Annotated in this window: 16 protein-coding genes; 9 read left to right on the top strand and 7 right to left on the bottom strand. The window is 39.7% G+C overall.

The window, feature by feature from the left end; translation table 11 throughout:
• Positions 1-12 precede the first annotated feature (12 nt).
• Genes GQR54_RS03740 through GQR54_RS03720 form a run of 5 tightly spaced genes read right to left on the bottom strand, consistent with a single transcriptional unit; the run spans position 13 to position 9,176 of the window.
• Complete coding sequence (locus GQR54_RS03740; protein ID WP_166376574.1) at positions 13-2,550, bottom strand: glycogen/starch/alpha-glucan phosphorylase; 2,538 nt, start codon at positions 2,548-2,550, stop codon at positions 13-15.
• Positions 2,543-4,606 (bottom strand): glycogen debranching protein GlgX, encoded by a 2,064-nt coding sequence (gene glgX, locus GQR54_RS03735; RefSeq protein ID WP_166376573.1) that lies wholly within the window; start codon positions 4,604-4,606, stop codon positions 2,543-2,545. Before glgX ends, GQR54_RS03740 begins: the two co-directional genes overlap by 8 nt.
• Positions 4,599-6,869: a 1,4-alpha-glucan branching protein GlgB gene (glgB, locus tag GQR54_RS03730; protein WP_166376572.1), complete on the bottom strand. Its 2,271-nt coding sequence runs from the start codon at positions 6,867-6,869 to the stop codon at positions 4,599-4,601. Before glgB ends, glgX begins: the two co-directional genes overlap by 8 nt.
• A complete protein-coding gene (gene malQ / locus GQR54_RS03725; protein WP_166376571.1) occupies positions 6,870-8,864 on the bottom strand; it encodes a 4-alpha-glucanotransferase in 1,995 nt (664 codons plus the stop codon). It abuts the gene before it with no gap.
• 9 nt (positions 8,865-8,873) lie between these two features.
• Positions 8,874-9,176 carry an isoamylase early set domain-containing protein gene (locus tag GQR54_RS03720; protein WP_166376570.1) on the bottom strand — a complete coding sequence of 101 codons (303 nt, stop codon included), beginning with the start codon at positions 9,174-9,176 and terminating at the stop codon, positions 8,874-8,876.
• A 383-nt stretch (positions 9,177-9,559) separates the two neighbouring features.
• Here GQR54_RS03720 and GQR54_RS03715 point away from each other — a divergent pair, with 383 nt between their 5' ends.
• Positions 9,560-10,504, top strand: coding sequence for a hypothetical protein (locus tag GQR54_RS03715; RefSeq protein ID WP_166376569.1), 945 nt, complete (start codon positions 9,560-9,562; stop codon positions 10,502-10,504).
• A gap of 31 nt (positions 10,505-10,535) precedes the next feature.
• On the opposite strand, the gene GQR54_RS03710 is transcribed toward GQR54_RS03715, so the two are convergent.
• Complete coding sequence (locus GQR54_RS03710) at positions 10,536-10,964, bottom strand: Lrp/AsnC family transcriptional regulator (protein WP_165741137.1); 429 nt, start codon at positions 10,962-10,964, stop codon at positions 10,536-10,538.
• Positions 10,965-11,159: 195 nt separating this feature from the next.
• Between GQR54_RS03710 and GQR54_RS03705 the strand changes: the two genes are divergently transcribed.
• The 4 genes from GQR54_RS03705 to GQR54_RS03690 are packed head-to-tail and all read left to right on the top strand — an operon-like array spanning position 11,160 to position 15,760.
• Entirely contained in the window at positions 11,160-12,365 is a 1,206-nt protein-coding gene (locus GQR54_RS03705) for an aspartate aminotransferase family protein (protein WP_166376568.1), read from the top strand.
• Positions 12,366-12,411: 46 nt separating this feature from the next.
• Positions 12,412-13,446: an arginine N-succinyltransferase gene (gene astA / locus GQR54_RS03700; protein WP_007580762.1), complete on the top strand. Its 1,035-nt coding sequence runs from the start codon at positions 12,412-12,414 to the stop codon at positions 13,444-13,446.
• 7 nt (positions 13,447-13,453) lie between these two features.
• Complete coding sequence (gene astD / locus GQR54_RS03695; RefSeq protein ID WP_166376567.1) at positions 13,454-14,920, top strand: succinylglutamate-semialdehyde dehydrogenase; 1,467 nt, start codon at positions 13,454-13,456, stop codon at positions 14,918-14,920.
• 36 nt (positions 14,921-14,956) lie between these two features.
• Positions 14,957-15,760, top strand: a complete 804-nt coding sequence (locus GQR54_RS03690) for a DUF1338 domain-containing protein (protein WP_166376566.1) — start codon at positions 14,957-14,959, stop codon at positions 15,758-15,760.
• Positions 15,761-15,831: 71 nt separating this feature from the next.
• On the opposite strand, the gene GQR54_RS03685 is transcribed toward GQR54_RS03690, so the two are convergent.
• The gene (locus GQR54_RS03685; RefSeq protein WP_166376565.1) at positions 15,832-17,112 is read right to left on the bottom strand and encodes a flavohemoglobin expression-modulating QEGLA motif protein; all 1,281 of its coding nucleotides are present in this window, start codon (positions 17,110-17,112) and stop codon (positions 15,832-15,834) included.
• A gap of 145 nt (positions 17,113-17,257) precedes the next feature.
• Between GQR54_RS03685 and GQR54_RS03680 the strand changes: the two genes are divergently transcribed.
• The 4 genes from GQR54_RS03680 to betB all read left to right on the top strand — a co-directional run bounded on the left by GQR54_RS03680 (position 17,258) and on the right by betB (position 20,293).
• Positions 17,258-17,515, top strand: a complete 258-nt coding sequence (locus GQR54_RS03680) for a DUF3081 domain-containing protein (protein ID WP_166376564.1) — start codon at positions 17,258-17,260, stop codon at positions 17,513-17,515.
• On the top strand, positions 17,515-17,829 hold the full coding sequence (locus GQR54_RS03675; protein ID WP_166376563.1) for a hypothetical protein: 315 nt from the start codon (positions 17,515-17,517) through the stop codon (positions 17,827-17,829). Before GQR54_RS03680 ends, GQR54_RS03675 begins: the two co-directional genes overlap by 1 nt.
• A gap of 423 nt (positions 17,830-18,252) precedes the next feature.
• Positions 18,253-18,828: a transcriptional regulator BetI gene (gene betI / locus GQR54_RS03670; RefSeq protein ID WP_197119055.1), complete on the top strand. Its 576-nt coding sequence runs from the start codon at positions 18,253-18,255 to the stop codon at positions 18,826-18,828.
• A gap of 1 nt (position 18,829) precedes the next feature.
• On the top strand, positions 18,830-20,293 hold the full coding sequence (gene betB / locus GQR54_RS03665) for a betaine-aldehyde dehydrogenase (protein WP_166376561.1): 1,464 nt from the start codon (positions 18,830-18,832) through the stop codon (positions 20,291-20,293).
• Positions 20,294-20,301 lie beyond the last annotated feature (8 nt).

Here is a 20,301-nt window from a genome sequence, read left to right as displayed (position 1 = left end):
TACTCTCTCCATTTAGTCTAGGCTGTTAGTGGCATGGCTTTTAGTTGTCGTTAAGTCTGTTTCACTAATATTGAGGGGTTCTAAATGCCAAATGTCTTCACTGTATTGGCTTATGGTTCTATCACTTGAAAACATTCCACTGGCTGCCGTATTTAAAATACTCATTTGTGTCCAGTAGGTTTGATCTGCGTACGCTTTATCTACTTCTTTTTGAGCTGCTACGTAACTTTCAAAGTCGTGCGCAACAAGCCATGGATCGTGCGGGCTTTTAATTGCATTGGTTATATCGTCAAATAAGCACGGCTCAAACAAGTTAAAATGACCGCTTTCGAGTAGTTGCATTACATTATTTAAATCGCTATTTTGCGCGATTAAATGCTCAGGATTATAGCGCGATTTAATATCATCAATTTGATGCGCTTGTGCGCCAAACAAAAAGAAATTATCTGCGCCAACAGCGTCCCTAATTTCAATGTTAGCACCATCTAGCGTGCCTATCGTCAATGCACCATTCATCATAAACTTCATGTTGCCAGTACCAGATGCTTCTTTACCTGCGGTAGATACTTGCTCTGACAAATCGGTTGCAGGACAAATCACTTCCATAGCGGTTACATTATAATTAGGTAAAAAGGCGACGCGTAAATACGGGGCCGCTAACGGATCTTTATTTATAACCTCTGCCACGTTATTAATAAGCTTAATAATTTTTTTAGCCATGTAATAACCAGGCGCTGCCTTACCACCTAATAAAACGCAGCGAGGAACAAGCCCTTGTGTATCACCACGGCGAATACGGTCGTATAAATGAATCACATGAAGTATGTTTAATAGCTGACGTTTATATTCGTGAATACGCTTTACTTGTACGTCAAACATCATTGATACATCAAAATCTACATCGCAGCGCGCCTTAACTAAATCAACTAAACGTTGTTTGTTTTCACGTTTAGCGTTTTGCCATTGCCCATGAAATGCTTTGTCATCAAAAAAGCGGCGTAGGTCACTAATAGTTGAAAAGTCTTTAACCCAGCCATGACCAATTTTTTCGCTGATTAATTTACTTAAAACGGGATTACAATGTGCAAGCCAACGTCTTGGGGTAACACCATTTGTTTTGTTATTAAACTTATCTGGCCAAAGCGCGTAAAACTCTTTAAATAAGCCCGCTTTTAACAGTTCGGTATGCAGTGCTGCTACGCCATTTACAGAGTAACTACCTACAATGGCTAAATAAGCCATACGAATTTGCGGCTCGTCGCCCTCTTCAATTAACGATAAGGCACGTTGTTTATTAACATCACCCGGCCATTGCTGTGCTACTTGTGCTAAAAAGCGTGCGTTTATCTCGTAAACTATTTCTAAAATACGTGGCAATAGCTTTGAAAATAACGAAACTGACCACTTTTCAAGCGCTTCAGGAAGTAGCGTATGGTTTGTATAGGCCATTGTTTTAGTAGTGATTTGCCAAGCATCGTTCCAATCAAGTTCGTAATCATCAATTAAAATGCGCATCAGCTCTGCAACGGCAATACTTGGGTGCGTGTCGTTTAACTGAAAAACATGAAAATCAGCAAAGTCACTAAAACTCTCGCCATGTTGAGAAACCCATTGATCTACTACATCTTGAATACTCGCAGATGATAAAAAGTATTGTTGGCGCAACCTAAGCTCCTTACCATTTTCGCTGCTGTCATTTGGATACAGCACCATGGTAATTTGTTCAGCTAGGTTTTTTTGTGCAACGGCTTCTGAGTAACTACCGGCATTAAATTCGGTTAAGTTAAATTCATCCGTCGCTTCTGATTTCCACAAGCGTAACGTATTTACAATATTGTTTTTATAACCCGGGACAGGAACGTCGTAAGGGACTGCTAATACATCTTGTGAACTCATCCACTGGCGATGCTCTCGGCCAAATTTATCTGTGTAACTTTGCACGTAGCCGCCAAATTTCACACGTTTAGCGTGCTCTGGTGCGCTTAGCTCCCACGGGTGTCCTTCGCGTAGCCAATTATCTGGTTGCTCAATTTGATTGCCATCTTTGATTGATTGGTTAAACATGCCGTATTCGTAACGAAGGCCATAACCAATGACAGGTAACGCTAGACTTGCACAACTATCTAAAAAACAAGCAGCTAGGCGGCCTAAACCACCGTTACCTAAACCTGCGTCGTGCTCGGCATCTTCAAGCGTTTCTACTGTTGTGCAGTATTCTTGTAATGCAGCAGCAACTTGGTCGTCTAAATCTAGGTTTAGTATTGCATTACCTAGCGCACGTCCCATTAAAAATTCAAGAGAAAGGTAAGCCGTTTTGCGGCGTTTCTCTTGCTTAATTTGTTGATTCGTTTCTCTGCAGCGGGCAACAAGTCTGTCGCGAATAGTCAGCGCTAAAGCATGGTATAAATACAGTCTTGATTCGCCGACCTTATCGCGGCCGAGGGTATAATAAAAATGCCGTGTTAAGTCATCTTTAAGCGTACTTTCATCTATAACAGGACCTTCTTGCCAGCCCTTTACTACACATACTTGATCACTTTGTTTAACCATGACTTACATCCTCTAAATTGGCACTAAAAACCCAGCTGCTTTGTGCTGTAATTTCAACCATCGCATCTTCATTACTACTCACAGATGCATTATTTACACTTGATAAAACCATTTGCCACGGTGCATTTATAGGCGAAGGCGGCATTTGGCAAAAAACTGTTTTTTTACTGGCATTAAATACCATCAGTAATGCATGATTATTTTGCTTATCAAGTAAGCTATACATTAAAAACTGCCTGGTATCTTCATGCCAATTCGCGTCGGTCATGGTTTTACCTTGTTCGGTAAACCACTTAACGGTAAAACGCTCGTCTATATCATCTAAAAATACACTGTGTTTAAACGCACGGTGTGCGCGTCTAATTTTTAACGCGTCATCAATAAATCGTGTTAGCGAATGATTAAGCTGAGAATCTTTCCAGGCAAGCCAACTCGTACGATTATTTTGGCAATAAGCATTGTTATTACCCCCTTGCGAGTGCGCCATTTCGCTGCCAGCGGCAATCATGGGTACACCTTTTGAGAGTATCAAAGTAAGTAAAAAGTTTTTTTGTTGTTGTAAGCGCAGTGCGTTTATTTTTGAGTCACTGGTAAAGCCTTCAACTCCGCAGTTAAACGAATGATTTGCACTGTGCCCATCTCTGTTTTGTTCACCATTAGCCTCGTTATGTTTTTCCTCATAACTCACTAAATCAGCAAGCGTGAAACCATCATGACTCGTTATAAAGTTAATACTATTGAGTGGTCCGCGCTGGCTGTGCTCAAAAATATCAAACGATCCATGCAAACGTTTTGCAACGCTTGCTATAATGCCTTTTTCACTTTGCCAAAAACGCCTAATTACATCGCGGTATTGATCGTTCCATTCTCGCCACGGCGGCGGAAATGCACCCAACTGATAGCCACCAGGGCCGATATCCCACGGCTCGCTTATTAGCTTAACCTTGTTTAGCACTGGGTCTTGAGCTACCACTTGTAAAAAAGTATGTGCAGAGCTAAAGCCTGCTTTCGACCGCCCTAAAATGGTCGCTAAATCAAACCTAAAACCATCAACTCCCATTACTTCAACCCAATAACGAAGGCTATCAAGTACAAGTTGCAGTGTTTTAGGGTGATCAATATTTATGGTATTTCCACAGCCGGTATCGTTTATATATACATTAGGCTGACCCTCTACTGTGCGGTAATACGCTAAGTTATCAAAGCCTCTTAGCGATAATATTGGGCCATCGGCCCCCGCCTCTGCTGTATGGTTATAAACAACGTCTAAAATAACTTCTATGTCAGCAGCATGAAGCTCGCGCACCATTTGCTTAAACTCGTTTATATCGTCGTTTACTAAATAGTCTTTATGGGGGGTAAAAAAGTTAAGCGTGTTATAACCCCAATAGTTTTGCAGCCCTTTTCCTGTTAAAAATTGCTCACTAATAAAAGAATGAACAGGTAAAAGCTCAACTGCTGTAATGCCAAAACTTTGTAAATGCTCAATAAAGCTTGGGTGGCTTAACCCTAAAAACTTTCCTTGTAGAGATTTAGGTATTTTAGGATGACGACACGTTGTGCCTTTAATATGGCACTCGTAAATAACCGTGTTTGACCAACGGTGGTTTGGCTTTTTATGCGCATACAACGTAGGGGGGGCTACTTTTGACTTAGGTATATCAATCGCATTATTTACGGTGCTTTTAGTGCCAATTGGCATTTGCCCATAATGGCGTTCGCTCCATGTAAACTCACCAAACAAGTCTTTTGCGTATGGGTCTATCAGTAGTTTATTTTCGTTAAATAGTTGACCATTTTTAGGGTTATATTCACCCTCAACTCTAAAGCCATAAAGTGCGCCTGCGCTTAATGGCGAAATATGAATACTCCAAATACCCCCTTCGTTGATATTCATCGCCATTTTTAGGATTTCTGAATGGCCACTTTTATCAAACAAACACACATAGGCTTGGCTTGCACCTGGCGCATAAAGCGCGAAGTTAACCCCATTATTAATAACACTAGAACCTAGCGGTTCTACATTACCGGGGGCTACATCAAATTGGTTACTCATCATCAACCTTTTGTAAGTAAATAGTTGTTAAGCCACCAATGGCAATTGAAATACTGTGTTTAAAGCCATGATTTGATTCATTTATTGCCTGAACTATCTGCGATGAATCTTTAGTTACCTCAACGCCAGAGCCAAAAAACTGAGTATCGTCTGTATTTAAAACAACTTTATAACGCCCTTTACTCGGTACGCCAATAACGTAGTTTTCATATGACGCGGGGGTAAAATTAGCAATAACAACCACAAAGTCTTTTGCGTTTTTAGCATAGCGAACAAAGCTTAAAATGCTCTGCTGATTATTATTGTTATCTATCCAGGTAAAACCAGCCGCGCTCGAATCTAACTCATACAATGCGGGTTGGTTTTTATAAACGGTATTGAGCGCTTTTACGGTGTGCTTTATACCGTTATGGCTTTGGTGCTCAAGTAAATGCCAATCGATAGAATGATCGTGTCCCCACTCTTTTCGCTGTGCAATTTCACCGCCCATAAACAAGAGTTTTTTACCCGGATGTGCCCACATAAATGCGTAGTAAGCGCGTAAATTAGCAAATTTCTGCCAATCATCGCCTGGCATTTTTTCAATTAACGATCCTTTACCGTGGACTACTTCATCGTGGCTTAATGGCAATATATAGTTTTCACTAAAAGCGTATACCATCGAAAAAGTCATTTCGTGATGATGATGCTGACGGTATAAAGGGTCGTGCTGCATGTAATGCAAACTATCGTTCATCCAACCCATATTCCACTTATAGCCAAAGCCTAAGCCGTTGTGCTCAACACTTTGGGTGACACCCGGCCACGCTGTTGACTCCTCAGCCACCATCATAATGCCTGGGTTGTTTTTATAGCTGCGCATATTGACTTGCTTTAGGCACTCAATTGCACCTAAGTTTTCGCGCCCGCCATAACAATTAGCAATCCACTCGCCTTCTTTTCGGCTGTAATCTAAATACAACATAGAGGCTACGGCATCTACACGCAGACCATCTAAACCAAATTGATGTAACCAATACATAGCATTTGAAATCAAAAAGCTTTTAACTTCAGGGCGGTCGTAGTTATAAATGTAGGTATTCCAATCAGGATGAAAACCTTGGCGCTTATCGGCATGCTCATATAAATGAGTGCCATCGAATCGATGTAAGCCATGCGGATCGCTGGGGAAATGCCCAGGCACCCAATCAAGTAAAATACCTAAATTAGCTTTGTGGCATTGCTCTACAAAGTATTTAAAGCTGTTGTAATCGCCAAAACGACTGGTAGGTGCAAATAAACCAACAGGCTGATACCCCCACGAACCATCAAACGGGTATTCACTTATTGGCATAAGTTGAAGGTGGGTAAAATTCATTTCAAGGGCGTAGCTAACGAGTTTGTCAGCAAGCTCTGTGTAACTTAAATAGCGGTTGTTTTCAGCGCGTTGCCATGAGCCTAAATGCACTTCATAAATACTAATTGGCGCATCAATATGATTACGCTTTTGTCGGTTTTGAAGTGCCTGAGCGCCGAGCGTTATAGGTTCTGGTTTATACTGCAGTACACTTGCAGTACCTGGTGCTTGTTGCATTTTAAATGCATAGGGGTCAGCTTTTTCGAGTACTTCTCCACTTTGGGCGGTAATTGCAAATTTGTAGCACATGTCGGCTTTAAGACCTGGTACGAATAACTCCCATACACCACTTGCAGGATGGAAACGCATAAAGTGGCGATTAGCTTGCCAAAAATTAAACTCACCAATAATAGAGACACTTGCTGCATTAGGCGCCCATACACAAAAGCGCACACCCTCTACATTTTGTTGAGTGCTAAAATGTGCACCAAAATGAGAGTAAGCATGTTCAAGGCTGCCTTCGTTAAATAAATACATTGCCTCTGCATCAAGTGTGCTTTCAAAGCTGTATTCATCATAAAAGGTAGTGCTGCTATTTGTGTACTGAGCAATGCATTGATAAGGCGCAGTGGGCAGCGCATCAACTTTGACTATAAATAAGTCACTTTGTTGGTAGCGCTGCGCCTTAATACTTTTATTATTTAATGTAACACTCACACTTATTGCACAAGGTAAGTAAAAACGAATTTCAACCTCAGCATCCGTTTTATGTGACCCTAAAAAGCTAAATGGGTCTTTAAATCGTCCGGTATTTAATGCATGTACTTGTGCATCGTAACTATTTTCATGTACTGAGCTGTCCTGTAATGAATTAGCAAGCTCTGAGCTGTCCTGCGCTGAAGATTTTTTATTAATTGTACTGCTCATTTAACCTTTCCTTATTGAATCGATTGCAGCTAAAAGTGAGGCATTTTTGGTAAAAATTTCTTCACTGGTATGCGTTAATACACGTCGCCAATTAGGATATTCTTTGTCTGTCCCGGGGATATTAACCGGATACTTCTGCTCATCTAAATCATCTATTTGTATTGCAAATAAACGCGATTGAGAACCCGCCAAACATAATGCTAGTGCGTTATATACTTCGACTGAATTACTATGTAATAGAAGCTCGGTTGTATTGGTATGGCGATTAATAAATCGTAGTATCCTATGTTGCTCTTCTATTCGTTGTTGCTTTAATTGCTCGTATTCATTGCAAGTAATAAGCTTGTATTGTTGCTTAATATTTAAATCAGCATGCTGCCACCAACCTGTAAAAGGCGGTACATCATGATTGGCTATCATTAACAAACACTGTGTTGCTAGCTCATCAGTCGATAAAAACTCACCACTGTGTTGTTTTTCAAAATAAAATAAGCTGTTAGAAAAAATACCGCTAGATGCCAAAGCCTGTCTTACCTCTGGCGGCACAACGCCTAAATCTTCTCCAATAACAATACTCTGATTAATATGTGATTCAATTTTTAAAATGGCGAGTAAGTGTTCAAACGGGTAGTAAACATAACAGCCATCTTGCTCGCCATTGTTTTCAAAGCACCACCATAGGCGCCTAATAGCCATTACGTGGTCAATTCTAAGTCCACCTACGTTTTGCATGTTTGCGCGAATGAGCGAGCGATAAAATTGGTAGTGATTATTACTAAGACTTTGAGGATTTAGTGCTGGAAGCCCCCAGTTTTGGCCAGCTTCGGCCCATGGATCAGGTGGAGCACCGACACTTGCACCTTGGCTAAACAGTGGCTTTTGATTTTTAAATTCAGCTCCATCACCCGCACAACCAACAGCTAAATCATTGATTAAGCCAATAGCCATACCTCGCTCTGCACAACTTTTTTGACACAGTGCCAATTGCGTATGCGCTTGCCACTGCAGGTAATAATCAAATGTTAAGTTATCTGATTCGAGGGTGTTTAACGTAGTTGAATGAGTATTACAAAAATCAGTAAACGCTTGGCGACGCTCATCACTTGCCGTTAATTCAAACTGATTATAAAGCGCTTCAAATAACGCATACTTTATACGGCTTACATTTTCATAATCTATAAATTGATCATTACTTTTTATAAGTGTAATTACATCGTCTCGTTGCATGAGATCATGCAGGACTGCGTTATTTTGTGCGTCTTCGCTTAATACTATAGAAATATAAAGAGGGTTTAATAAAGCCCGACTACTAGGACTATAAGGGCTTGCACGCTCAGGTATATCAGCAAATAACAAATGCAGTGGATTAAGTAATATGTAATCCATATTTTGCGAGCTACATAATTTTGTAAGCGTTAGTAAATCGTCAAAGTCGCCAATACCTAAATGCGCTTTATTTTTTAATGTGTAAAGCTGAATAGATAACCCAGTGCGCTTCGTGTCTTCAACTTGATAAACTTGCTCAGGCACACACCAAAGTTGCGTAATTGCATGCTGTTCACCTACTTGAACATTAGCGTCATGATAACCAATCGGCATAGTTTCTATGGGTAGTGCCAGCTCAATATAGCGAACGCCATGCAAGTAATATTCACCAGTGACAACCAAGTTATAAAGGTTGTCAAATGCTATATGCATTCCAAGTGAAGGGACATTAATGGTAGCAGATAAATACTGTTGACGTTCATCTATACGAAGCTTTAACAAACATGCACTTTGCTCGACTAAACTCACGCTCGGTACTAAATCCAGCCAAAGCGATGCATCTAAATCATAAGTTAATTGAGTTATTTCGGCTTCGTTATTTGTATCAACACCACAACATTGCAAAGCACGTTTACGCGTGTCTTCGCTAAAAAACACTTGTTCACCCGTATACTTAGTGAATTCAAAGCCAATACCATGCAGGTAAAACAACTGCGAGAGAGCATCCATTGAATCGCCTTAATTAGTGCGTTGAGTATTTACTATGCTGTTTTCTGTGCCAAATGTATTGCCGATATAACCGTCAGCTTGGTGGTCGTTATCCCAAATGTCTCCATTGATCAAATAACGAAAGTGAAATTGTTGATCGATAGGTAAGCGTTGCTTAAATCTAAACACACCTTGTTTTTTATTAAGCTTCATTGGCACAGGTTGCCAGTCATTAAACTCACCTAATAAACAAACTTCTTCTGCCTCAGGGTGAGAAAACTCAAAGGTTACTTCAGTTTCATCTTTTGTTTTAAAAAAACGTTTATTCAACATAGCAGGCTCCAATTAAACCAAAAAGGGTACTTAATCTTTGCCACAGGCCATACAACTAAACAAAAAGGCGATGTGGATTACATAAAAAATCATTAAACACGTTCTAAGTTAACCAAAACTTTATTTACGCATTATTACAGTGCAACAATTCATTTTTTCTGCACCTAAAAAGTGCGGTTAGTATATAAACAATCTTTTTTAAAAAGCTCAGTAGTACAGAGCAATATTTGAACCAACTAAGCGTACATCACATATTATTTATTTAATCGGATTTAAAGTTAAACAATCCAAAAGTATTACCTAAATTTATAAAATTCTTTTGTTATGTACTTTCATCAGCGATAATACGCAGTATCTTAATACTCTGAAATATAATAATTTTCATGTTGAAAAAAAGCATTCTAATAACTATAACCATCGCCTTTTTAATAATAGCCACACTTGTTGGTTCTTCAATCTATACCCTTTATAGTAAAAAAGAAATCTCAGTTGATCCCAAATTAAAAGAAATCTCAGGCATCGAATTTGATAAACAAAAACGTCTATGGGCTATTAACGACAGTGGTGACGATCCAAAACTATACCGGCTAAACAAAGATGGCTCCATTGCTAAAGAAATTTTAGTGACTAACGCTAAAAATATTGACTGGGAAGACATGACTCAAAATAAGTTTGGGCACTTTTTTTTAGGCGACTTTGGTAATAATAAAAACGAGCGCAAATGGCTGACTATTTATAAAATCGAAAACCCTATTGATATTAAAGGCGACACCACCGAAGCGGAAATTATAAAATTTACGTATCCTGATCTCGATGGCTCACCTGTAGAGCCCGATAAACGCAACTATGATTTAGAAGCTTTTGTTGCACTGGGGCGTCACTTATACCTATTTACTAAAAACAGGACTGAGCCATTTGATGGGATCACAAATGTATATAAGGTAGGCGATCATGCTGCTAATTTTGATGCAGAGCTAGTTGACTCATTCAAAACGTGTACCACGCTTGAAAAGCTATGCTGGATAACCTCTGCAGCGCTTAGCCCCGATCGTAAAAAATTAGTATTACTTGATTCAACGAGTCTTTGGTTATTTGAAAACTTTAAAGGTGATAAGTTTTTCTCTGGTGATGTATCAAAAATAGATTTAGGGATTGTTACCCAAAAAGAGGCAGTCACCTTTTTTGATGACAACACCATTGTATTTACCGATGAAGAGTTTAAAGGTATTGGCGGTAATGCTTATTTTATTAAATTAGATGAAGCAACCAAAGAAGTGATTAAAAGAGCAAAAACAACACCTACAACCACCAATACAGCAACAAAATAACTTGCTGTATTGGAATTATAAGTACTTTGGCTCATCGCTTAAATTTGGTCTCTAAAATAACAGACGATGTAGTGCGCTCTACTCCATCAAGATTACCTATATCGTCTAGCAAATGACTAAGCTGCTCTAGATTTTGCGCTTGTACCACAGCAATTAAATCAAACTCACCACTTATGGCATAGAGCTGAGAAATTGCATCTATTTGCTTAAGCTCTATGTTCGTTTTTGTCGTTAACTTTTGCTTAACCTTAATAGACACATGAGCTGATACCATTTTACTTAAATAGTCATCCCCATAATCAACGCTATACCCTTTAATCACACCCGTTTCTTCTAATTTAAGCATACGGCTTTGTACTGTTGAACGAGATAAATCGAGCATGCGAGCAAGGTCAGAAATACTGGCTCTAGCGTTTGTTTTTAGTACAGAAAGTAGTTTCTCGTCTTGTAGAGTTATCATAATGCGTATTTATTTCGTTAATTTGACTTTTATTCTAACCATTTTTCACAAAATAGCACTGCAAATTTAACTGTTAACCTTCGATAATGACCCCTACAAAAAATAATAACGTGTTTGCTGAAGAATAAAGGCTATATTCTTCTTTAATTTAGCAACTAATCATTTATCTAAGCCCATTCAATTTAGGTGTACAAAATGCAAGTAACAAGAGACTTATTTAACGACGTAATGGTACCAAACTATAACCCTTCAGCTATTATTCCTGTTCGTGGCGAAGGCTCTCGTGTGTGGGATCAAAATAACAACGAGTTTATTGATTTTGCAGGTGGTATTGCCGTTAACTGTTTGGGTCATTGTCACCCGGCGCTTGTTAAAGCATTAAAAGAGCAAGGCGAGAAAATTTGGCACTTATCAAATGTAATGACGAATGAGCCAGCACTTCGTTTAGCTCAAAAAATGGTTGAAGCAACATTTGCTGACAAAGTTTACTTTGCAAACTCAGGTGCAGAAGCAAACGAAGCGGCGCTTAAACTAGCCCGTCGTTTTGCACTTGATGTGTACGGCGCTGAAAAATCGCAAATAATTGCATTTAACAAAGGCTTTCACGGTCGTACTTTCTTTACCGTAACTGTTGGCGGACAGGCTGCTTACTCAGATGGCTTTGGTCCAAAACCTGCTGACATAGAACATTGTGACTTTAACGACATTGCTGCATTTGAAGCGCTGATCAGCGATAAAACATGTGCAGTTATGATGGAGCCATTACAGGGTGAAGGCGGTATTATTTCACCAACAGATGATTTTGCTAAAAAAGTACGTGAACTGTGTACTAAACACAACGCACTACTTATTTTTGATGAAGTACAAACAGGTGTTGGCCGCACAGGCGATTTATACGCTTACGAAGGCTTAGGGGTTGTACCTGATATTTTAACAACGGCAAAAGCATTAGGCGGCGGTTTTCCTATTGGCGCTATGATCACTCGCACACACATTGCTGAGCATTTAAAAATTGGTACGCACGGTTCTACTTACGGTGGTAACCCACTTGCTTGTGCCGTAGCCGAAGCTGCATTTGATACCGTAAATACACCTGATGTATTAAACGGTGTTAAAGAGCGCGAACAGCTATTCCGTGATGGTTTAAATGCAATTAACGAAAAATACAACGTGTTTAGTGAAGTACGCGGTAAAGGCTTACTAATAGGCGCAGTACTAAATGAAAAATTTGAAGGCCGTGCACGCGACTTTTTAGTAGCAAGTGCTAATAATGGTTTAATGAACCTTGTAGCTGGCATGAATGTAATTCGCTTTACGCCATCTTTAGTTATTCCGTTTGAAGATATTAAAGAAGGCTTAGCGCGCTTTGAAAAAGCCGTTAGCGATGTAGTAAACGGTTAATAAAATTTAGCGCGTTTAATAAACGCGCTATTGGAGCAAGTAATTAATGCAAGTATTACGTCCTATTACCGCCAATGATTTTGACGCGCTTAAACAAATAGCGATTGAGTCCGGTCATGGGTTTACCTCTTTACCTGTTGATGATGCACAGCTAAAAGAAAAAATTGAACGCGCTGAAAAAAGCTTCGCTAAAAACATTAATCAGCCGTTAGATGAAAGCTACTTATTTGTTTTAGAAGACAGTGAAACAGGTGACGTTATTGGCACAACCGCGATAGAAGCCGCAGTGGGCTTGTCGGTACCTTTGTATCATTATCATTTAGGTAAAACCGTACATCATTCGCCTACTTTAAATGTATACAACACCGTTGATATTTTAAGTATGTGTAACGACTACACAGGTTGCTCTGAAATATGCACATTGTTTTTGCGCGAAAATAGCCGCAAAGGGCTAACGGGTCGATTTTTATCGCGTTCACGCTTTTTGTTTATGGCGCAGCATAGCGAGCGTTTTGCCGATACTGTTATTGCAGAAATGCGCGGCGTGAGCGACGAAGATGGGCACTCACCTTTTTGGCAATGGCTTCAAGAGCATTTTTTTAGTATCGAATTTCCAGAAGCGGATCACTTAGTGGGCTTAGGCGATAAGGTATTTATTAGCGAGTTAATGCCTAAATACCCTATTTATGTGAACTTGCTTAGCAAAAAAGCCCAAGCAGTTATTGGGCATGTGCATGAAAAAACAAAACCTGCGCTAAAGCTACTCGAAAAAGAAGGTTTTGAGCACAGAGGCTACGTTGACTTATTTGACGCAGGTCCAACGGTTGAAGCAAAACTTGGTAATATTCGCAGTATTCGCGACTCTCAAGTTTGCCCTATAACAATTGGTGAGCTTGATCACATATCACAAAATAGCTCTGATACGCTGGCTGTATGTAATCAAGGTGTAAGTGGCTTTAGAGCAACCTTTACCAAAGACGCACATTACAATCATGCAAAACATACTCTCGTCATTAGCCAAGATGTGGCTAAGGCGCTTAATTTAAGCCAAGGAGATGCAGCGCGATTTTTCCGCCTGTAAATTATTTATGAATACACACCTAATTAATAACCAATGGCATACAGGCCTTGGCCCTGCATTTGAGTCAATCAACCCAAGTAATGGTGATGTGGTTTGGCAAGGTAATGGCGCAAACGCTGATCAAGTAGATTCAGCTATAAAAGCAGCCAGAGCAGCGCAATTACAATGGGCCGACAAACCACTTGAAGAACGTATAGCTATTTTAGAAAACTTCGCAGCACAATTAAAAGAACACAGCGAAGAGTTTGCTAGCATAATTGCACGCGAAACTGGAAAGCCATTATGGGAAACCCGCACCGAAGTGGGCGCAATGACAGGTAAAGTAGCTATATCTGTAAAAGCATACCATGAGCGTACAGGTACAACCGAAAACCCAATGCCTGGTGCTAAAGCGTTTATTAGACACAAACCGCATGGCGTTGTTGCTATTTTTGGCCCGTACAACTTCCCTGGGCATTTACCAAACGGGCATATTGTTCCTGCAATTTTAGCAGGCAACACCGTGGTATTTAAGCCATCAGAACTGACGCCGCACGTTGCAGAATTTACGCTTTCACTTTGGCTAAAAGCGGGCTTACCAGCGGGTGTTATTAACCTTGTGCAAGGTGAAATTGAAACAGGTAAAGCACTTGCCTCTCATAAAGATATAGATGGCCTGTTTTTTACCGGTAGCTCAAACACAGGTCACTTATTACATAAGCAATTTGCTGGACACCCTGGTAAGATTTTAGCGCTTGAAATGGGCGGTAATAATCCACTGATTGTAAAAGACGTGAGTGATGTAAGCGCTGCTGTGCACGATATTATTCAATCTGGTTTTATTACCTCAGGCCAGCGCTGTACGTGTGCACGCCGCTTATTTATTGAAAAGTCGCTCAATGGCGATGCTATTTTAGAAAAGCTAATAAGCGCGACTAAAAACATAGTTGTAGATGACAGCTTTGCTACAGAGCAGCCTTTTATGGGTGCAATGATAAGCGAAAAAGCAGCATTAGGCATGGTTGCTGCGCAAAGTGAATTAGTATCAAAAGGCGCGCAAATCCTTGTTGAACTTAAGCAATTAAAACCAGGCACAGGTTTTGTAAGCCCGGGTATTATTGATGTAACACACGTTACCGACATGCCAGATGAAGAGCATTTTGGACCGCTGATTAAAGTATATCGCTTTGACGATTTTGACAGCGCCATTGCTGAAGCCAACAACACAAGCTTTGGCTTATCCGCTGGTTTACTTAGCGATAGTGAAGATGATTACACTCACTTTTTAAAGCGTATTCGCGCCGGTATTGTTAACTGGAATCGCCCTATTACGGGTGCCTCAAGCGCAGCTCCATTTGGCGGTATTGGTGCCAGTGGTAATCACAGAGCAAGTGCTTATTACGCCGCTGATTATTGCTCATACCCTGTAGCGTCTGTTGAATCAGACAAAGTGAGCTTACCGCAAACCCTAGCGCCGGGCTTAATAATTGAATAAGCAATAAAACCAAATTTTAAGATTTAAGGATTTGATATGCATACTGATGTAAACACATTATTTAATAACCTTTGGGAAAACTACTTAAACGTAACTCCATCGGCAGACAAAATTCATGACCTTTTAGGGTCAACGCAAAAAGATGACATTATTAACGATCATATTGCACTGCGTACATTTAATATTGAAAAGGTCGGCCTTGAAAAACTCGCGGCTCACTTTTTAGCGATTGGTTACAAAGAATGTGGTGAATACCACTTTGAAGCTAAAAAACTCTACGCAAAGCACTACGAGCATAGCGATCCTAATCAGCCAAAAGTGTTTATCTCTGAGTTATTAGTCGAAAAATGCTCACCTGAGTTACAAGCTATCGTAACCGATATGGTAAGCAAAATTGACGAAAACGCCGTAACTGCAGATGATTTTTTATACTCGGGCACACATTGGCAAGTAAGCACCGATACTTACAAACAGCTGCTTGCTGAGAGTGAATATGCAGCGTGGATGTCGGCGTGGGGTTACCGTGCTAACCACTTTACTGTAAATATTAATACGCTTGCTAAGTTTGATAATATTCATGATGTTAATCAAGCTCTGAAAGATGCTGGCTTTTCGCTTAATACATCAGGCGGCGAAGTTAAAGGCTCACCAGAGGTGTTACTAGAGCAATCGTCAACACTTGCTGATGAATACTCAGTTACTTTTAGTAATGGCGATATGAGCATTCCTAGCTGCTTTTATGAGTTTGCTATTCGTTACCCTAAAGCAGACGGCGAGCTTTATACGGGTTTTGTTGCAGCCTCAGCTGACAAAATATTTGAAAGCACGAACGCTCGATAGCTAAACCTAAAGTACTTTATTCTAAAAGCCCATTATGGGCTTTTTTTATGTTGGTAAGTTATGTTGATTAATTATAAAAATAACGGTTTATAATCGTTTTCTAACTTTTCAAACGATAGGTCACCAATAAAGCGACCAAAGCTTAACCACGTTGCCAAACCACGTAAATCTTTAAAGTGTGGTGGTACAAACTGCGGGCTCTCTATTACACCTAAATCATGAAGCTGCGATATTAATCTAAAATCATCTATCGATATTTTACCTACTAGTAATAAAGGCAGTCTATCGATTCGACCCAACTGTATCGCCACGCGAATTAAGTTATATACCAGTACAAAGCCTTTAATGTAGGCAATATCTTTTGTAAAAGGCAAACCCGTTGGCGTGCTACCTCTAAATACTCGCTGCGCGAGTGTGTAACTGTCATCTTTTGATAAGCCTTGCGCTACGTAATCACGGTATATATCTACAAACTCAGCGCCATCTATTACCTTTGTAACTGCTTGAATCCGGTTAACTAATTTAGATAAACGCCTTGGGGTCGATTTTAATGTAATAATTTCGGTAAGTACCGCCAAACCTTCTTGAGTAATAGTGGAGCTTGGCGTGCCTTTACTCAAACACGTTAAATACGGCTGTGCTAAACCATTTTGAGTGGTGCCTACATGTATCCACCCTTCGTGGACTTCTAAAATATCAAGTTCACGCTGCGAAAACTTAACATCTTGATTAAGCTTTATATTATTAGCACCGGCGGCTGCATCACTGACAATACCATCGCTAAGCATTACCTCTACGTTTATACCTGCCATACTGCTATTTACTTGCTCAGACAAAATACGCACAGCGTCTACAGCATCAATATTTTTAGGATCGTCGGGCAATATGTCGGCTATAAGTAAATTTTGCAGTGGTTTATCTAGCATATTAGCGAGTTCAGAAAGTGATGGCTCACCCGCATGAAATAAATCTTTAGGATGACCAAATAGCTCCACCGATAAATCATGAAACTCTGGCGTACCACGATATTCAAGCATACTTAATACTGTTTTATATTCAGTGCACATTTTTCCCATATATTGAGCAATCGGATTCAACTGCCCCAATTGGTTAATAATGTTACGGTGCAAAGTAGAAAACGCTTGGCGTAACTCGCTAGGGACAAAACCAAGGCCGCGCTGTTGATAATAAGCACGATCGATAAGTGGATTTTTTTGACATTTTTGTCTAAAAAACTCCTCTTTAGTTTGTTTATCCCAATTAATAGCATCGAGTATCCTAATTGGCGTTTGCAATGCAATTAATTGATCCGATAACTCACGAGTTTTTAGTAGTAACGCCTTGTCTATCATGGTGTAAGCTCAACATTAAATGAGTTTTGAGCTTAATTTAAAAAGGCTAAATTACAAAGCAATATCACACATTTTTAGCTATTGTTTTTAAGATGATCGACCCTCATATCCTTATCGTATGAGGTATTAAATAAAAGGGTGAAGTATGAAAAACGAAATTGACAACAAACAGATTTTAGCCGTGTATGAACGCATCATTCAAAAAGGCGAAATGACTGACGAAGGTAAACATTATCAAGGCATTACTGCTTATTCAGATGTAGATGGTTACACTATATATTTGCAGGGAAGCGGTGTTGAATTACGCTTTGGTTTTCATAATACCTACCACCTTGACTACGAACACGAAAAAAATAAAGATGATTTTTTAAAAAAATTATACAACATTGCAAACGAGAGCTAATGCACCCACGAAAACTCAGGAACCGCCCTTCTAATACAAGCAATAAGCTCAATACTACTTTTATAAACCAAGTAGTAGAAGAGCTTAAAGCTGATCCAAGCAAAGTCTCAATTATTCAACACAATTTAGAACAGTACCGTGCGCAAACTCATTTAAAGCGTGGATTTTTACTTGCTATAGAGCGCTTTGATTGGGTTTTTGAAGCAAGCGAAGATATTGATTTTATTTGCCAGCAAATTTTAGCTGATGACTATATTGGCAATAGATTAAGACGTTATCCCCTCCTTTTTAAAGGCGTTATCAATAATGCCTGACCTTTCAAAACTTAACTTTTCAAACCAAGCGCTTTAAAACGATAAAACCGCAAAGCTTACTCTTGATATAAATTTATTAGAGCACTAAGCAATTGCAGGTTTAGTGTACTTCTGCATTAAAATAATACTATTAGTACTCTAACCATTACTGCACTAACGATTTTTACACATTTTATTCATTTATTGCTGTAAACAAATCATTACTATTATTTAATTTCAAAATAAACCTCACAACCCAATGTTTTATATACAGTTAAATAAAATAAAACTTTATCTTCTTTATCTCATTAGTTGCGCTTTTATTAATGATTCATCTACATTTTGGCATCTAGATGTTTACCTCAGCCTTGAATTGTTAGAGCTATTACCTTAAGCTTATCTTTATTGAACGTTCAATTAATAAAAATTATGCCTAAAGTTGGAATGGAACCTGTCAGGCGTCAGCAGTTAATTGACGCAACTATAGAATCTGTTGCAAGCAAAGGTCTGCAAGGAACGACTATAAACAGCATTAGTAAAAATGCAGGTTTATCGTCGGGTATTATTAGTCATTATTTTGGTGGTAAGCAGGGGCTGATTGAAGCCACTGTTCGATACTTACTAACAAGCTTAAAGCAAGACTTGATAGGTAAAGTAAACCATCAAACAAATGCGACTGAACGTTTAATGTATATTGTCGAAGCCAACTTTGCGCTTGTACAACAACGCAATGATACAACCCGAACGTGGTTGAGTTTTTGGGCACAATCGATGCACGATAAAGAATTACACAGACTACAAAATGTAAACAGTAGACGCTTGCACAGTAATTTAGCATTTTCTTTTAAGCAATTAATGCCTATTGAGCAAGCAAAGCAAGCTGCAGAACTTAGCGCCGCAATGATCGATGGCCTATGGTTAAGAGCAGTACTGAGTAAATCAGACAATAATCAGTTTAAACACAGTGAAAAGTTAGCAAAAAGCTACGTACTTTCACTTATCAAGCAATATGGAGCCTAGCGTGACTACACCTGTCTATCAAAATTTTATTAACGGCCATTTTCTTGCAAACCAGAGCGGCAAAACATTTGATGTAACAAACCCAGCTACGGGCGAGGTTATTTACGCAGTAGAGATTGCCGACGAATTTATTCAAAACGCAGCCATTGCCAGTGCAAAGCAAGGCTTTGCTCAGTGGTCAGCGATGACACCCATTGAACGCAGCCGCATTTTATTAAAAGCAGTGGCTATTTTACGCGAGCGCAATGATGAGCTAGCACTTGTAGAAGTACTCGACACCGGTAAACCAATGCAAGAAGCAAATTGTGTTGATATTGAAACCGGCGCTGATGTAATTGAATACTTTGCAGGCCTTGCGCCTGCACAAGTAGGCCAACAGCAAATGGTGGGTGATGACTTTTATTACACACGTAAAGAGCCACTAGGTATCTGTGCGGGTATTGGTGCATGGAACTACCCACTACAAATTGCATGTTGGAAGTCGGGCCCTGCCCTCGCTGCTGGTAATGCATTTATATTTAAACCATCTGAGGAAACACCACTTGGCGCTATTAAGCTTGCTGAAGTGTTTTTTGAAGCTGGCGTACCTGCAGGTGTGTTTAATGTTGTTCAAGGTGCTGGCGATGTAGGTCAGTGGCTAACACAGCACAGCGACATTGATAAGGTATCGTTTACGGGTGAAGTAGGCACAGGTAAAAAAGTAGTAGCAAGTGCTGCCGGTACGCTAAAAGATGTCACGATGGAACTCGGTGGTAAATCTCCACTATTAGTATTTGATGACGCCAATATTGAGCAAGCGGTTAGCGCTGCTATGTTAGGTAACTTTTATACGCAAGGCGAAATTTGTACTAACTGTACTCGTATTTACGTTCATAAAAATATTTATCAGCAGTTTATTGATGAGCTTAAAGCGCGCACTGAGAAAAACATCATTGCTGGCGACCCACAAGATTTAAATACTAACTTTGGCGCACTTATTTCTAAAAAGCATCAAGAACTAGTAATGAGCTACGTTAATAAAGGTATTGAAGAAGGTGCAACACTTTTAACTGGTGGTACAACGCTTTCACCAGAATCTGCACCTAATGGTTATTTTGTAGCACCGACTGTATTTATTGATTGTAGTGACGACATGACTATCGTTAAAGAAGAAATATTTGGCCCAGTAATGAGCGTGCTTGTTTTTGACGACGAAGACGATGTGATTGCACGCGCTAACGGTACACACCTAGGCTTAGCAGCTGGCGTATTTACGAGTGATATTAAACGTGCGCACCGCGTGATTCATAAGTTACAAGCCGGTATTTGTTGGATTAATGCATACGGTAACTCACCTGCTGAAATGCCCGTTGGCGGTTATAAGCAATCGGGTATTGGCCGTGAAAATGGTATTCAAACGCTTGATCAATACACGCAAACTAAGTCTATTTATGTTGGTATGGCCGACATAGAAAGCCCATTTTAAGGCGCCCT

Source organism: Pseudoalteromonas sp. Z9A4, assembly GCF_011378845.1.
Taxonomy (GTDB): Bacteria; Pseudomonadota; Gammaproteobacteria; order Enterobacterales; family Alteromonadaceae; genus Pseudoalteromonas; species Pseudoalteromonas arctica.
Note: the sequence above shows the minus strand (reverse complement) of the source record. Positions and strands in the feature narration are given on the sequence as shown.

Excerpts from the sequence above, each read along its gene's own strand:
- astA (WP_007580762.1), top strand. The coding sequence starts at position 12,412 with ATGCAAGTATTACGTCCTATTACCGCCAATGATTTTGACGCGCTTAAA.
- GQR54_RS03740 (WP_166376574.1), bottom strand. The coding sequence starts at position 2,550 with ATGGTTAAACAAAGTGATCAAGTATGTGTAGTAAAGGGCTGGCAAGAA.
- astD (WP_166376567.1), top strand. The coding sequence starts at position 13,454 with ATGAATACACACCTAATTAATAACCAATGGCATACAGGCCTTGGCCCT.
- GQR54_RS03705 (WP_166376568.1), top strand. The coding sequence starts at position 11,160 with ATGCAAGTAACAAGAGACTTATTTAACGACGTAATGGTACCAAACTAT.
- malQ (WP_166376571.1), bottom strand. The coding sequence starts at position 8,864 with ATGGATGCTCTCTCGCAGTTGTTTTACCTGCATGGTATTGGCTTTGAA.
- GQR54_RS03710 (WP_165741137.1), bottom strand. The coding sequence starts at position 10,964 with ATGATAACTCTACAAGACGAGAAACTACTTTCTGTACTAAAAACAAAC.
- GQR54_RS03675 (WP_166376563.1), top strand. The coding sequence starts at position 17,515 with ATGCACCCACGAAAACTCAGGAACCGCCCTTCTAATACAAGCAATAAG.
- GQR54_RS03720 (WP_166376570.1), bottom strand. The coding sequence starts at position 9,176 with ATGTTGAATAAACGTTTTTTTAAAACAAAAGATGAAACTGAAGTAACC.
- glgB (WP_166376572.1), bottom strand. The coding sequence starts at position 6,869 with ATGAGCAGTACAATTAATAAAAAATCTTCAGCGCAGGACAGCTCAGAG.
- glgX (WP_166376573.1), bottom strand. The coding sequence starts at position 4,606 with ATGAGTAACCAATTTGATGTAGCCCCCGGTAATGTAGAACCGCTAGGT.
- betI (WP_197119055.1), top strand. The coding sequence starts at position 18,253 with ATGGAACCTGTCAGGCGTCAGCAGTTAATTGACGCAACTATAGAATCT.
- GQR54_RS03690 (WP_166376566.1), top strand. The coding sequence starts at position 14,957 with ATGCATACTGATGTAAACACATTATTTAATAACCTTTGGGAAAACTAC.
- GQR54_RS03680 (WP_166376564.1), top strand. The coding sequence starts at position 17,258 with ATGAAAAACGAAATTGACAACAAACAGATTTTAGCCGTGTATGAACGC.
- GQR54_RS03715 (WP_166376569.1), top strand. The coding sequence starts at position 9,560 with ATGTTGAAAAAAAGCATTCTAATAACTATAACCATCGCCTTTTTAATA.
- GQR54_RS03685 (WP_166376565.1), bottom strand. The coding sequence starts at position 17,112 with ATGATAGACAAGGCGTTACTACTAAAAACTCGTGAGTTATCGGATCAA.